The organism is Spongiactinospora sp. TRM90649 (genome assembly GCF_029382225.1).
GTDB lineage: Bacteria > Actinomycetota > Actinomycetes > Streptosporangiales > Streptosporangiaceae > Spongiactinospora.
The window spans coordinates 385494-398812 of the sequence record NZ_JARLTC010000005.1 but is presented as its reverse complement, the minus strand read 5'-3'; the positions used below and the strand labels follow the sequence as shown (position 1 = coordinate 398812).

Sequence of the window (13319 nt, the reverse complement as noted above, 5' to 3'; positions counted from 1 at the left end):
GGAGGGGAAGGTCCTTACTCATGCGCGACCTGCTTGCGCTGCTCAAGGACTTCACCGCGCTGTTCGGAGCGGCCCGCGAGCACGTCGTGCGGCGCGGCGGAATCCGCGACCCCCGTTCGCGCACCCTGCTCAGCGTGGCGGCGGGCGCGATCGTGGCGCTGTCGGTACTGGTGATCTTCCTGGCCTTCGGCTCGGAGGAGCCCGCCACGACGGCGCGCGGCGCGGGGCCCGCCCAGACTCCGGCCGCGCCACCGGCGGTCACCGAACCGCCGCGCAGCCCGATGGGCTCGGTCCGGCCGATCCCGGCGCGCTCGCCGTCCGCCGAGCCGCCCGCGAACCTGACGGAGAACCCGGCCGAGCGCGACGACGCCGGGCCCCGGCCCGCGCCCGCCCGCCGTACGCCGGAGCACAGCACCGCCCCCCAGCCCACGGCCAGGCCGACGAAGACCTCCCGCGCTCCCACCGCCTCGCCGACGCGCGAGCCACGCCCCGAGCCGACCGGCGAGCGGACGAACCGCCCGACGCGTTCGCCCGAGCCCGGCCCCACCGGTAACCCCCGGCCGACCGCGGAGCCCGAGCCGTCCACCCCGCCGCCCGCGCCCAGCGACCCGCCGGAGCGGGAGTCCTGCGACGGGATCGGCGTGCGGCTGCCGCCGCTGGACGTGTGCCTGTTCGGCTGAACCGCGCCCCTCGGTCCCCTGGCGGGATCATCTCCGGTAGGTAGTCTTGCTGGCGTGGATGAGCCTTTGATCGCGAGGATGCGCGAGTTCGGCACGACGGTCTTCGCGGAGATGACGGCGCTGGCCGTGCGAACCGGGGCGATCAACCTCGGTCAGGGCTTTCCCGACACGGACGGCCCGCCCGCCATGCTGGAACGGGCCGCGGCGGCGATCGGCGGCGGCCTCAACCAGTACCCGCCCGGCCCCGGCATGCCCGAGCTGCGCCAGGCGGTCGCCGAGCACCGCAAGGAGCACTACGGCCTGGTCTACGACCCCGACGGCGAGGTGCTCGTCACCGTCGGCGCCACCGAGGCGGTGTCGGCGACGGTGCTGGCGCTGTGCGAGGCGGGCGACGAGGTGCTGGTCTTCGAGCCCTACTACGACTCCTACGCCGCCGCCATCGCGCTGGCCGGCGCGGTGCGCAGGCCGGTCGCGCTGCGCCCCGTGGACGGCAGGTTCGCCTTCGACCCCGACGAGCTGCGCGCCGCCGTCGGCCCGCGCACCCGCGCGATCCTGGTCAACTCCCCGCACAACCCGACCGGCACCGTGTTCACCAGGGACGAACTGGCCGCCATCGCCGCCCTGTGCCAGGAGCACGACCTCATCGCCATCACCGACGAGGTCTACGAGCACCTGACCTACGACGGCGTCGAGCACGTCCCGCTGGCCACCTTTCCCGGCATGCGCGAGCGCACCGTGATGATCTCCTCGGCGGGCAAGACGTTCTCGGCCACCGGCTGGAAGACCGGGTGGGTGTGCGCGCCGCCCGCGCTGACCACCGCCGTGCAGTCCGTCAAGCAGTTCCTCACCTTCACCGCGAGCGCCCCGTGGCAGGTCGCGGTGGCCTACGCGCTACGGCACGAGCTGGACTGGGTGGCCGCGCTGCGGCGCGACCTGTCGGCCAAGCGCGACCGGCTGATGGAAGGCCTGAGCGCGGCCGGGTTCGGGGTGCTGCGGCCGTCCGGCACCTACTTCGTGCAGACCGACATCCGCCCGCTCGGCTTCGCCGACGGGATCGCGTTCACCCGCGAGCTGCCCGAGCTGGCCGGGGTCGTGGCCATCCCCACCCAGGTCTTCTACGACAGGCCCGAGTTCGGCAGGCACTTCGTCCGGTTCGCCTTCTGCAAGCGCGACGAGGTGATCGACGAGGCCGCCACCCGGCTCGCCGCGCTCGGCCGGCGGTGATCCCGGCTCACGGGCCGCCCACGTGCCCGGACAGCGCCTCTTGCAGCTTGGGCTTGACCGCCGCGGTGAACGCCTCGGCGCTCGGGCACGGCGGCGTGCCCGACGCGTGGCAGCGCAGCAGCCGGTGCAGCTCGGTCTGGAAGACCAGGCTGAACTGCGGGTAGTACGGAGTGGCCGGGCGCGGCCTGGCGTTGGCCAGCGCGGCCCTGAGCGTCTCGGCGGGCACGGCCCCGGCGGTGGGCTCCGGGCCGGCGGTGGGGGCGTCCGGGCACGAGTAGGACCGGGTGAGGGCCGAGAGCCTGGGCGGGGCGAACCCCCCGCACTGGTAGAGCTCCGTCGCCGCGTCCGGCCTGGTGAGCCAGGCGACCAGGCTCTGGGCGAGGTCCTGGTTGCCGCTGTTCGCGGAGACCGCGAGGTACTGGCCGCCGAGAACGCCCCGCCACGGCAGCGGCGCGGTGCCGATGTCCATTCCCTCGGCTCCCTCGGCCTCCCCGGCGGAGACGGCCTTGTGGCCGTACGCCCAGGCGCGGGCGAACACCGCGTCGCCGCCGCGCATCTCGGCAAGGGAGTCGCCCTCACGGTGCCAGAGTACCTTCACGGGCACCGGCGGGGCGGCGCCGCCGGGCCCCGGGGTCACCGCCTTGATCAGGTTCGTGATGCCCTGGCGTCCCTTCGGGGAGTCCAGCACCACGCGGTTCTCGCCGTCCACCTGGGCGACCACGTCGCCGCCCGCCGCCCACACCGCCTCGAACGCGTTGACCACGAGCCCTTCGTAGGGGGCGAACTGCCCGGCGAAGCCGGTGCGCGGCGGACGCCCCTTGGAGGCCCGCAGCACCGACGCGCCGTTCGTGGCCGCCAGCATCCCGGCCCAGTCAGAGGGCGGTCCGGGCACCAGGTCGCGCCGGTAGAGCAGCAGCGGCGCGTCGGTGTTGAACGGCGCCGCGTACTGGGTTCCCTCCCACGCCCCGGCCCGCCAGATGGCGTCGGGTATGTCGGCGACCGGCTCGTGCTTGCTCGTGTCCAGCGGGGCGAGCCGGCCGTCGGCGGCGAACTCGGCGATCGACTGGATGTCGAGGTTGTAGACGTCGTACCTGCCGCCGCCGGACTGGGCCTCGCCCATCATCTCGCTGCGCTGCTCGTCGGCGACGGGGGAGATCGGCGAGAAGCACGCCTTGGCCTCATTGCCGTGCCTGCCGTTCCAGTCCTCCAGCAGCCTCTTGCGCACGTCGCCCGAGACGTCGAGCCCGGTGGCCACGACCAGCACGCAGTCACCACCGGGCTCGTTGGGCAGGGCCTGCCCGGAGCAGGACACCGCGGCGCACGCCAGGAGCGCGAGGGGTATCAGGACGGCGGCGCGTCTCATCCGGCCTCCCCGGGCGCCCGCGACGACAGGTCGAGCACGACCTTGCTCAACGTCTCCTCCGGCGGCTCGTCCCCGAGCGGGTAACAGCGCAGGTCCTTGTGCTTCTCCAGGGCCGATACGGCATCGAGGTCGCATCCGTTGTTCGTGGCCAGCACGACGACCTCGGTACCGTCGCGCGTGGCGAAGTCGCCGGGGCCGAGCCCCCTGGTGTCGCCGCCGTCGGTGAACACCACCAGCACCCGGCGTCCGAACAGGCCGCGCAGGTCGGCGAGGGCGTCGGTGATCACCGTGCGCAGCGGGACGTCGGGCAGGTTGGTGCGCAGCCCGGTGGGCGCGAGTTCGCGCTTCAAATCGGCCTCGACCTCTCCCGACGGGCCGAGCGGCACCTGCGGGGCATGGCCGCCGACGGCGCTGGAGGGAAAGACCCACAGGCCGGTGGACTGGGTGCCCGGCATGTGCGACACGATGGTCTGCGCGGTGTCGGTGGCCACCGCGAGACGGGACCCCACCTGCCCGATCGCGCCGTCCATCGAGCCGGAGACGTCGATCGCCAGCAGCACGTGATCGCCGAGGATGGGACGGCCGGCCAGATCCACCGTGTCCGCCACCTTCGGACGCCAGCCGGGCGAGACCTGCGCGTTCCTGCGCAGTTCATCGGCGTCGCCGAGCCTGTCGGGCAGCGCGCCCTCCGTGTCGCGGAAGCCGTAGCGGGCGAGATAGCCGGGCAGCCGACGGCAGAAGTCCCGGGCCGGGTCGTCCGTGCCGGAACCGCCGGGCCAGATCACCCGGACACATCGATAGGTCAGCGCGTGGCCGCCCGCCGGGTAGAGCGGGCGTAGCTGGCTGATCTCGGCGGCCCGCTGGCAGTCGGGGCGGTCCCACACTTCGCTCGCCGAGCCAGACCGGGCCTTGTTGAACTCCAGGAGCTGCTGCTCCGACAGCACCATGGCGGGCATCGTGGCGGGTGCGACGTCCAGATCTCGGCACATCACGTCGAGCGCCGTCTCGGCCCAGCCGACCCCGGCGGACACCCTGGCCTCCAGCGCGGCGCGCTCCTTCGGATCGCGCTCGATGCCCGTGTACATCCCGGCGGTGGCGAGCATCCCCACGTTGGAGGTCTCCGGGTGGGTGCGCAGCACGGCGCGCGGCTCAAGTTTGGAGATCAGCTCCCGCCAGGTGAAACGTCCAGGCTTGGTGCCGCCGAGAAGCTCGGCCACGGCCGCGGGCACGGCGACCACCAGGGGAGAGGTGGCCACCGGCGTATCGGTGCCGATCAAGGACCGGACCTGGGACCTGACCTCGGCCACCTCGGCGGCCGAGTCGGCGATCCACAGGTCGGGGTGCGGCCCGGGCGGCGTGGGCGGCCCGGCGGCCGAGGCCTGCCAGCCGTTGAGGAGCCGGGTGCGCAGGTCGTCGGCCGAGCCGGGGGCGCTGACCGTGACCTGCGCGGTACGGCAGCCGCGCCAGTCGGCGGTGTCCCTGACGAACTCGGCGGCGGCGGCCTGGATCGCCGGGGCGGTCTCGGCGGACGCCGCCACCCTCATCTCGCGTGGCACCGGGCACGCCGACCAGGGCGAATGGGTGACGAACAGACCGACCGGCACGGCGGCGGCGAGCAGCACAGCCGACACCGTCACCCGCGCCGTCGAGCCGGACAGTACCGCGACGGCGGTGAACACCCGCCCCAGCGCGTGCATGGGCACCGCCGCGGCCCGGCCCAGCAGTCCGGGTAACCTGCCCGCCGCGCGTCCCAGCGAGGCGAGCCCGGCGACGGCCCGGTCGGTGTAGTAGAAGGCCACCCCACCGGCCAGCGCGAACAGGGTGACCAGCGACAACCGCTGCGGCAGGTCGGCGAGCGGGCTGGACGCCGCCAGCCCGACCAGCTCGGCGACCAGGACGCCGACCGAGGCCCGGGCCGCCTGAGCCCCCGACTGGCCCTGGCTCTGTGCCGGGCCCTGCGACTGACCCTGTGCCTGGCCTCGTGACCGCCCCTGCGGCTGCTCGGTTGCCGCCTGCTCGGCGGTCGTCGGGGCAGCGTGATTCGCCCCCCGATTCTCTGGACCCGCGCTGGGGCCCTCGCCCTGTGCCATGGTGTCCGTCGCCCCGCTCCGGCTGTGCCGCCCATGCTATGCCGGAGATCGGCCGGACGCGGGCCGGAACGGGGCGAAGCCGTGCGATTTCGTCGAGTCAGTCGCCCGCGAGCGTCACGACCATCCCGGACTCGCGGACGGCCGCCCGCATCGCCCGGGCGAGCTGGCGGTATTCGGCGGCCTTGCCCGAGCTGGCGCGGTAGGCCAGGCCGATCGTGCGTCCGGGGGCGGGGGAGCGGAAGCGGCGCAGCGCCAGCCGTACGCCGGGGCCGCCCTCCACGGGCACGGCCGACTCCGGCAGCAGGGTCACGCCGAAACCGCCCGCCACGAGCTGCACGAGCGTGGGCAGGCTGGTGGCGTAGGTGGTCGCGGTCGCACGGTTGCCGACCTCCCGGCAGATCTCGATGCTCATCAGGTCGTCCACCGACCGCAGCACCCGCAGGGCGTGGACGGCCGCGCGATCACCCTCCGGAGTCAGCAGCACCTTCCTCGTGGTACGTTCCAGCAGTTTCACGCCCAGCACCTCCTCCAGCGCGTAGGCCGCCCCGGAGAGCGCGGACTGGCTCATCCGGAGCGTCGCCGCGGCCTCGCGGAAGTGGAGGTGCTCGGCGACCGCCAGGAAAGCGCGCAGTTGAGCGAGGGTGGGCATTGGCTCACTGACAGATATCACCTTTCACAGCGGTCCGGATCGCCGATTTCTCGGATCAATGCTAGATGCGGCAGGCTTGGACCGGGACAGCGGCGTCCCTTGATCCACTGACCGTTAAGGAGATCCGGACTTGCTCACCGTCGGTGACCAGTTCCCCGAATACGACCTCACCGCCTGCGTCTCGCTCGACGCTGACGCGGCCTTCGAGAGGATCAACCACAAGACCCACGATGGAAACTGGCGCGTGGTGTTCTTCTGGCCGAAGGACTTCACGTTCGTGTGCCCGACCGAGATCGCGGAGTTCGGGCGGCTCAACGGCGAGTTCGCCGACCGCGACGCCCAGGTGCTCGGCGTCTCCGTCGACTCGGAGTACGTCCACCACGCCTGGCGCAAGAACCACGAGGACCTGCGCGACCTGCCGTTCCCGATGCTGAGCGACATCAAGCGGGAACTGTCGCAGGACTGCGGCGTGCTCGGCGCGGACGGCGTCGCCCAGCGGGCCACCTTCATCGTGGACCCCGACAACGAGATCCAGTTCGCCATGGTCACCGCGGGCTCGGTCGGGCGCAACGTCAAGGAGGTGCTGCGGGTCCTCGACGCGCTGCAGTCCGACGAGCTGTGCCCGTGCAACTGGAACAAGGGCGAGTCGGGCCTCGACGCCAAGAAGCTGCTGGCCGTATGAGCATCGACGCGCTGAAGGAGGCGCTGCCCGCCTACGCCAAGGACATCCGGCTCAACCTAGGGTCGCTGGTGACCACCTCGCCGCTGACCGGGCAGCAGTTGTGGGGGACCCTCCTGGCGTGCGCCATGGCCGCCCGCTCGCCACGGGTCGTCGCCGAGGTGGCGGCCGAGGCCGCTGAGAACCTGACGCCGGAGGCGGTCCAGGCCGCCAAGGCGGCGGCGTCCATCATGGCGATGAACAACGTCTACTACCGCTCGGTCCACCTCATCGGTGACGACACCTACGCCACGCTCCCGGCCCGGCTCCGGATGACGGTGATCGGCAAACCCGGCGTGGACAAGGTCGACTTCGAGCTGTGGTCGCTGGCCGTGTCGGCGCTGAACGGCTGCGGCCGGTGCCTGGAGTCGCACGAGCGCACGCTGCGCGAGGCCGGCATGCCGCGGGAGCAGATCCAGGAGGCGATCCGGATCGCCGCCACCGTCAACGCGGTGGCCGCGACCCTGGAGGCCGAGGCGGCGCTCGCCACGGTCTGACCCTCCCGCGTCCCCTCCCGCGTCCCCTTCCGCGTCAGCGAAACGCCCGCCCGCCGAACTCGGCGGGCGGGCGTTTCGCGTGAGCGGCCTGATAGGGGCGATCAGTCGGACGTGGCGGGCGCGGCGGAGGAGCGCAGCGGCAGCTCCTTCAGCGCGATGGCCGCGACCGCGCCGAGCAGCGCCACCGGCACGCCGACCAGGAACACCATGTCCATGGCGTGGGTGAACGAGTCGAGCACGATGTCCAGCACCGGGCCCGGCAGGTCTCGGATGGCGTTCGGCGCTCCGAGGTCGGGGGTCGCCTGCCCGCCCGCCAGCGGGATCTTCGCCGCCGCGAGCCGTTCGGCCAGCTCGCCGCTGAGCCGGTTGGACAGGATCGCGCCGAAGGCCGCCACGCCGACCGCGCCGCCCAGCGAGCGGAAGAACGCGACGCCCGAGGTGGTCGAGGCCATGTCGGCGCGGGTCACCGCGTTCTGCGCGGCGAGCACGAGGATCTGCATGCACGCGCCGAGGCCGATCCCGAGCAGCGCCAGCTCCACGCCGATGATCGCCAGGCCCGTGTCCACGCGCAGCCGGGACAGCAGGAACAGCCCGCAGGCCACCAGCAGCATGCCCACGACGGGGAAGATCTTCCAGCGGCCGGTGCGGGTCACGAACCGCCCGGAGGTGATGGAGGACGCGAGCATCCCGAGCACCATCGGCAGCGTCATCAGTCCCGAGGCCGTCGGGCTCATGCCCTTGACGATCTGCAGGTACTGCGGCATGAACATCAGCGCGCCGAACATGGCCGCGCCGACCAGCAGGGACGCGAGGCAGGTGAGCACGAAGGTGCGGTTGGCGAACAGGCGGGGCGGCAGGATCGGCTCGGGGGTCCTGCGCTCGGCCACCACCGCGCCCGCGAACATGAGCAGGCTGAACGCCGTCAGGCCGTAGGTCCAGACCGAGTTCCAGGCGAACTCGTGGCCGCCGAGCGAGAGCATCAGCATCAGCGCGGTGGTGCCGCCGGTGATGAACGTGGCCCCCCACCAGTCCACCTTGGCGTCGCGGCGGTTCAGCGGGAGCTTGAGCACCTTCTGGATGACGAAGAACGCGACCACGGCGAGCGGGACGCTGATCCAGAAGCACCAGCGCCACGACATGTTGTCCACGATGAAGCCGCCGAGCAGCGGCCCGGCGACCGTGGACACCCCGAACACGGCGCCGATGTAGCCGCTGTAGCGCCCGCGCTCGCGGGGTTCGACGATGTCGCCCAGGATGATCTGCGGCAGCGCCTGCAGGCCGCCCGCGCCGATGCCCTGCAGGGCACGGGCGACGATGAGCTGCGGCATGTCCTGGGCGAACCCGGCGCCGACGGCGGACACGGTGAAGACGACCAGGGCGAGCTGGAACATCCGCTTCCTGCCGTACAGGTCGGAGAGCTTGCCCCACAGCGGCGTCGAGGCCGTCATGGTGAGCAGCGTCGCGGCGGCCACCCAGGCGAGCTGTTCCTGCCCGCCGAGGGTGCCGACGATCGTCGGCAGCGCCGTGCCCACCACCGATGTGGAGATCATCGAGGTGAGCATGGCGAGCACCAGCCCGATCAGGATCTCCAGCACCTGTTTGTGCGTGAACCGCGGCGCGACCGCGACGTCTGTAAGCAAGGCCCCGTTCCCCCTGTTAGCTGTAGTATGCATATAAAATCTAGTAGACGTGCGTTTACCCAGTCAAATGGGAGGATGGTGAGGTGCAATACACCAACGCGTGCGAATCGCCCACGGTCGGAGAGCCCGCGGAGGGCGCCGAACGCCGTGACGCGCGGCGGCGCGACAAGGAGAGCACCCGGCGCCGCATCCTCGACGCGGCCCGGCGCCTGTTCGCCGAGCTGGGCTACGAGCAGGTCACCATGCGGATGATCGCGGCCTCGGCCGACGCCAACATCGCGCTGATCAACCGCTACTTCGGGAGCAAGCGTCAGTTGTTCGCCGAAGTACTGGCCCAGCAGGGCAGGTTTCCCGGCGTGCTGGACGTGGACGAGGCCGAACTGCCGCGCAGGCTCGCCGAGTACGTCGCCGAGCGCCTCGGCTCGGAGTCGGACGGCCCGGTGCTGGCCACGCTGACCCGGTCGTCGTCCAGCCCGGAGATCCACGAGCTGATCCGCGACCGGGTGGAGTCGGCGATCCTGCTACCCCTTCAGGCCCGCCTGTCCGGGCCCGACGCCCGGCTGCGCGCGGGCGTCGCCACCGCCCTGATCATGGGCGGCGGCAGCCTCCGCCAGATCTTCGGCCCCGACTCCGTGGGCCGCCACGACCACGAGGTCGTGGTGGCCCGGCTCACCGCCGTCTTCACGGCGTGCCTGTCCTGAGCCCTCCGCCCCCGTCCGCCGGGCCCGCGATGCGGCACGCGCGACCGGGCACGTGATCCACCTGGAACGTGGAGTGCTCGATGTGGAAGCGCTCGTGCACCAGGTCGGCCAGCTCGCGGCGGACCCGGTGGCAGTCGCCGTCCGGCCGTACCGTGACGTGGACCGACAGCGCGGGGAAGCCGCTGGTCACCGTCCACACGTGCAGGTCCTGGATCTCGGTCACGTCGGCGTGCGCGGCCAGCGCGGCGGCCAGTTCGGCGGGTTCGAGGCCGGCCGGGGCCGCCTCGAACAGGATGCGCCCGGCGTCGCGCAGCAGCGCCCAGCCGGACTTGGCCATCAGCGCCGCGACGACCAGCGCCGCGACGGCGTCGGCCCGGTGCCAGTGGGTCACCCACACGACCGCGCCCGCCGCCGCCGTGGCCACGAACGAGTACAGGTCGTTGAGGATGTGCTGGAACGCGCCCTCGACGTTGAGGCTGCCCCGGTTGGCGCGGGACAGGAGCCAGGTCGCGCCCGCGTTGAAGGCCACCCCCGCCAGGGCGGTGCTGAGGATCAGCGGCCCCGCGACCGTCGGCGGCTCGATCAGCCGGTGGATCGCCTCGTAGGTGAAGAACCCGACCAGCAGCACGAACGTCAGGCCGTTGAAGGCGGCGGAGAGGATCTCCGCCCGCTTCCAGCCGAAGGTGTACGCGCCGCGCGCCGGGCGGCCCGACAGCGCGATGGCCACCAGGGCCAGCACGATCGAGGCGGCGTCGGTCAGCATGTGACCGGCGTCGGAGACCAGCGCGATGGAGTTCGCCATGATCCCGATGACCACCTCGGCGGCCATGAACGCCAGCAGCAGGCCGAGGGCCGCGCCCAGGTAGCGCCGGTCGGATGACGCGCTGTGCCCGTGCCCGTGCCCGTGCCCATGTCCATGGCCGTGCCTGTGGCCGTGCCCACGTGATTTCGTGGTCAACGTCCCTCCCTCAGATGCTCGCGGCTCAGATCGAGCAGCATGCGGACATTGGTGTCGGACAGGCGGTAGTAGACGGTCCGGCCGTCACGGCGGCTCGCCACCACCCCCGCCCTGCGCAACCGTCGCAGCGCGTGCGACACCGCCGTGCCGGTGACCGGCACGGCCTCGCACAGGTCGCCGACGCTCACCTCGCCGCCCGCCAGCAGCGCGTACAGGAGCTGCGCCCTGGTCGGATCGCCGAGCAGCCGGAAGGTCCCCGCCAGGCCCGCGGCCTGCTCGGCGGTCACCGCCCGGTCACGGGTCGTCCTCACCTCGGCCTCGACGGCGGAACGGGCGCCCCCGCGCTGTTGAATCCCGGCCGCGCGCTGGTTAGCGTCACGCTGTGGGGGAACGTGTCCTGATCGCGCTCGGCGGCAACGCCATGACGGCTCCCGACGGCAGCGCCTCCCCGGACGACCAGCGTCGCGCGGTCGAGTCGGGCATGCGGCACGTCGGCGCGCTGATCGACGCCGGGCATCAGGTGATCCTCACCCACGGCAACGGCCCCCAGGTCGGCAATCTGCTGCTGAAGAACCAGCTCGCCGCCGACGTCGTGCCGCCGGTGCCGCTGGACTGGTGCGGCGCGCAGACCCAGGCCACCGTCGGCACCCTCATCCTCAACGCCCTCGCCCGCCCGGCGGCGGTGATCGTCACCCGCACCCGGATCGACGCCGCCGACCCGGCGTTCGCCGATCCGGTCAAGCCGATCGGGCGCTACTTCACCGAGGCGGAGGCGCGGCGCTTCATCGAGATGGGGCAGCACTGGCGCGAGTTCGACCGGGGCTGGCGGCGGGTGGTCGCCTCGCCGGAGCCACGCGAGATCGTGGACGCCGAGGCGGCGTCGGCGCTGGTCGAGCGGGGATTCGTGGTGGTCGCGGCGGGCGGCGGGGGAGTGCCGGTCGCGCGCGGCGCGGACGGCGCGCTGCGGGGAGTGGAGGCGGTCGTGGACAAGGACCTGGCGGCGGCGCTGCTGGCGCGTGCCGTACGGGCCACCGTCCTGGTGATCGCCACCGACGTCCCCGCGGCCGTCACCGGGTTCGGCACCCCGCACGCCCGGCCGATCGGCGTGATCACCGCAGGGGAGCTGCGCGCCCTGCACGCGCGGGGCCACTTCGCGCGCGGCAGCATGGGGCCCAAGGTCGAGGCCGCGCTGCGGTTCGTCGAGCATGGCGGAGCCCGCGCGGTCATCGCCGCGCTGGACGACCTCGGCGCGGTCCTCACCGGCGAGGTCGGCACCGTGGTGGTGCCCGGCGCACCGGAACGACCCTCCGGAATCACGGAAGGTCCGGGCGCTGCGTAAAGAGGGGCCTCCACTTCCGCGCACGGAACGGAGAGACCGGCGGCTGTCCAAGGTCACCGACCTGATCGAGACGGCTACGACGACGCGCGCAGCGACGATGTGCCCCTGATCGCCACCAGAACGAGGACGGGGCGCCCCTCCCAGGTCGGGCGCTCCCCCTCCTCGCGGCAATCGTCGTGCGCGCCCGCACTCCCGGTCAAGACCTTTGTTACAGGGCGCTACAGAAATTGTGTTACCGCGTTATGGACCGTCGATATGGAGAGTTTCGCCCGTGAATCGCGGCCGATCGGCGGGTAATTTCGGCGGGGAGTCTCCAGGCGGAGTCTCCAGGCCGAGCGGAAGGTGCCAAGGCATGCCGGACCCGATCGAAGTACGCAAGGTCGTCATCGAGAGCGTCACCGACGCGTCCGGGCTGGAGCGCCTCATCGACGAAGGGGCGATCGAGGCCGACCGCGTGCTGGCCGTCGTCGGCAAGACCGAGGGCAACGGCGGCGTCAACGACTACACCCGTATCCTGGCCGACCGCGCCTTCCGCGAGGTGCTGCTGTCCAAGGGGACGCGCACGGCCGAGGAGGTCGCGCAGGTCCCGCTGGTGTGGTCGGGCGGCACCGACGGCGTGCTGAGCCCGCACGCCACGATCTTCGCCACCGTCGACCCGGCGAGCGTCCCGAGGACCGACGAGCCCCGCGTCTCGGTCGGCGTCGCGATGAGCGACGTCATCCTGCCCGAGGACATCGGCCGCCCGGCCATGGTCGCCAAGGTCGCCGCCGGGGTGCGCGAGGCCATGAAGACGGCCGGCATCGACGATCCCGCCGACGTCCACTACGTACAGACCAAGACGCCCCTGCTCACCCTGGCCACGATCACCGACGCCAGGTCGCGCGGGCAGGACGTGGTGACCGACGACACCGGCGCGTCCATGGACATCTCCAACTCCACCACCGCGCTCGGTGTCGCGGTGGCGCTCGGCGAGATCGAGACGCCGGACGCCGCCCAGATCCACCGCGACCTTTCCCTCTACTCCAGCGTTGCCTCCTGCTCCAGCGGCGTGGAACTGGACCGCGCCCAGATCGTCGTGGTCGGCAACGTGCGCGGGATCGGCGGGCGCTACCGCGTCGGGCACGCCGTGATGCGAGACGCCCTCGACGCCGACGGCATCTGGGCCGCGATCAGGTCCAGCGGCGTCGAACTGCCCGACCGGCCGCATCCCAGCGACCTCGGCGACCGCCTGGTCAACGTGTTCCTCAAGTGCGAGGCCGACCCCTCAGGGCGGGTCAGGGGACGGCGCAACATCATGCTCGACGACTCCGACGTCCACTGGCACCGTCAGATCAAGGCCGCGGTCGGGGGCGTCGCCGCCGCCGTGACCGGCGACCCGGCCGTGTTCGTCTCCGTGGCCGCCGTCCATCAGGGGCCCTCCGGTGGAGCCCCGGTGGCCGCCATCGCCCGCCTGGACTGAT

At 72.5% G+C, this 13319-nt stretch carries 13 protein-coding genes; 7 read left to right on the top strand and 6 right to left on the bottom strand.

Going from position 1 to position 13319, the window contains the following annotated elements:
* The first annotated feature begins 20 nt into the window (after nucleotides 1-20).
* Both P3X83_RS07250 and P3X83_RS07245 read left to right on the top strand, forming a co-directional pair.
* Nucleotides 21-680, top strand: a complete 660-nt coding sequence (locus tag P3X83_RS07250; RefSeq protein WP_277304083.1) for a hypothetical protein — start codon at nucleotides 21-23, stop codon at nucleotides 678-680.
* Nucleotides 681-734: 54 nt separating this feature from the next.
* On the top strand, nucleotides 735-1904 hold the full coding sequence (locus P3X83_RS07245; RefSeq protein ID WP_277304082.1) for a pyridoxal phosphate-dependent aminotransferase: 1170 nt from the start codon (nucleotides 735-737) through the stop codon (nucleotides 1902-1904).
* Between the two features lie 7 nt (nucleotides 1905-1911).
* On the opposite strand, the gene P3X83_RS07240 is transcribed toward P3X83_RS07245, so the two are convergent.
* The 3 genes from P3X83_RS07240 to P3X83_RS07230 all read right to left on the bottom strand — a co-directional run bounded on the left by P3X83_RS07240 (nucleotide 1912) and on the right by P3X83_RS07230 (nucleotide 6006).
* Complete coding sequence (locus P3X83_RS07240) at nucleotides 1912-3267, bottom strand: extracellular solute-binding protein (RefSeq protein ID WP_277304081.1); 1356 nt, start codon at nucleotides 3265-3267, stop codon at nucleotides 1912-1914.
* A complete protein-coding gene (locus P3X83_RS07235; RefSeq protein ID WP_277304080.1) occupies nucleotides 3264-5357 on the bottom strand; it encodes a vWA domain-containing protein in 2094 nt (697 codons plus the stop codon). The genes P3X83_RS07240 and P3X83_RS07235 overlap by 4 nt, the downstream gene beginning before the upstream one ends.
* A gap of 97 nt (nucleotides 5358-5454) precedes the next feature.
* The gene (locus tag P3X83_RS07230) at nucleotides 5455-6006 is read right to left on the bottom strand and encodes a LysR family transcriptional regulator (RefSeq protein WP_277304079.1); all 552 of its coding nucleotides are present in this window, start codon (nucleotides 6004-6006) and stop codon (nucleotides 5455-5457) included.
* A gap of 130 nt (nucleotides 6007-6136) precedes the next feature.
* Between P3X83_RS07230 and P3X83_RS07225 the strand changes: the two genes are divergently transcribed.
* Together P3X83_RS07225 and P3X83_RS07220 are read left to right on the top strand one after the other, a co-directional pair.
* Complete coding sequence (locus P3X83_RS07225) at nucleotides 6137-6688, top strand: peroxiredoxin (RefSeq protein ID WP_277304078.1); 552 nt, start codon at nucleotides 6137-6139, stop codon at nucleotides 6686-6688.
* Nucleotides 6685-7221: a carboxymuconolactone decarboxylase family protein gene (locus P3X83_RS07220; protein WP_277304077.1), complete on the top strand. Its 537-nt coding sequence runs from the start codon at nucleotides 6685-6687 to the stop codon at nucleotides 7219-7221. Before P3X83_RS07225 ends, P3X83_RS07220 begins: the two co-directional genes overlap by 4 nt.
* Nucleotides 7222-7322: 101 nt before the next feature.
* Here the strand turns inward: P3X83_RS07220 and P3X83_RS07215 are convergent, their stop codons facing one another.
* The gene (locus P3X83_RS07215; protein ID WP_277304076.1) at nucleotides 7323-8861 is read right to left on the bottom strand and encodes an MDR family MFS transporter; all 1539 of its coding nucleotides are present in this window, start codon (nucleotides 8859-8861) and stop codon (nucleotides 7323-7325) included.
* A gap of 83 nt (nucleotides 8862-8944) precedes the next feature.
* Here P3X83_RS07215 and P3X83_RS07210 point away from each other — a divergent pair, with 83 nt between their 5' ends.
* Nucleotides 8945-9562, top strand: a complete 618-nt coding sequence (locus tag P3X83_RS07210; protein ID WP_277304075.1) for a TetR family transcriptional regulator — start codon at nucleotides 8945-8947, stop codon at nucleotides 9560-9562.
* On the opposite strand, the gene P3X83_RS07205 is transcribed toward P3X83_RS07210, so the two are convergent.
* Nucleotides 9543-10520 (bottom strand): cation diffusion facilitator family transporter, encoded by a 978-nt coding sequence (locus P3X83_RS07205; RefSeq protein WP_277304074.1) that lies wholly within the window; start codon nucleotides 10518-10520, stop codon nucleotides 9543-9545. The genes P3X83_RS07210 and P3X83_RS07205 overlap by 20 nt on opposite strands.
* The gene (locus tag P3X83_RS07200) at nucleotides 10517-10831 is read right to left on the bottom strand and encodes a metalloregulator ArsR/SmtB family transcription factor (protein WP_277304073.1); all 315 of its coding nucleotides are present in this window, start codon (nucleotides 10829-10831) and stop codon (nucleotides 10517-10519) included. The genes P3X83_RS07205 and P3X83_RS07200 overlap by 4 nt, the downstream gene beginning before the upstream one ends.
* A gap of 71 nt (nucleotides 10832-10902) precedes the next feature.
* Between P3X83_RS07200 and P3X83_RS07195 the strand changes: the two genes are divergently transcribed.
* Together P3X83_RS07195 and P3X83_RS07190 are read left to right on the top strand one after the other, a co-directional pair.
* Entirely contained in the window at nucleotides 10903-11859 is a 957-nt protein-coding gene (locus P3X83_RS07195; protein WP_277304072.1) for a carbamate kinase, read from the top strand.
* Between the two features lie 352 nt (nucleotides 11860-12211).
* Entirely contained in the window at nucleotides 12212-13318 is a 1107-nt protein-coding gene (locus P3X83_RS07190) for a ring-opening amidohydrolase (protein WP_277304071.1), read from the top strand.
* The last annotated feature ends 1 nt before the right edge of the window (nucleotide 13319 follow it).

Coding starts and splice junctions, on each gene's coding strand:
- P3X83_RS07250 (WP_277304083.1), top strand. CDS start 21: ATGCGCGACCTGCTTGCGCTGCTCAAGGACTTCACCGCGCTGTTCGGA.
- P3X83_RS07240 (WP_277304081.1), bottom strand. CDS start 3,267: ATGAGACGCGCCGCCGTCCTGATACCCCTCGCGCTCCTGGCGTGCGCC.
- P3X83_RS07235 (WP_277304080.1), bottom strand. CDS start 5,357: ATGGCACAGGGCGAGGGCCCCAGCGCGGGTCCAGAGAATCGGGGGGCG.
- P3X83_RS07230 (WP_277304079.1), bottom strand. CDS start 6,006: ATGCCCACCCTCGCTCAACTGCGCGCTTTCCTGGCGGTCGCCGAGCAC.
- P3X83_RS07220 (WP_277304077.1), top strand. CDS start 6,685: ATGAGCATCGACGCGCTGAAGGAGGCGCTGCCCGCCTACGCCAAGGAC.
- P3X83_RS07190 (WP_277304071.1), top strand. CDS start 12,212: ATGCCGGACCCGATCGAAGTACGCAAGGTCGTCATCGAGAGCGTCACC.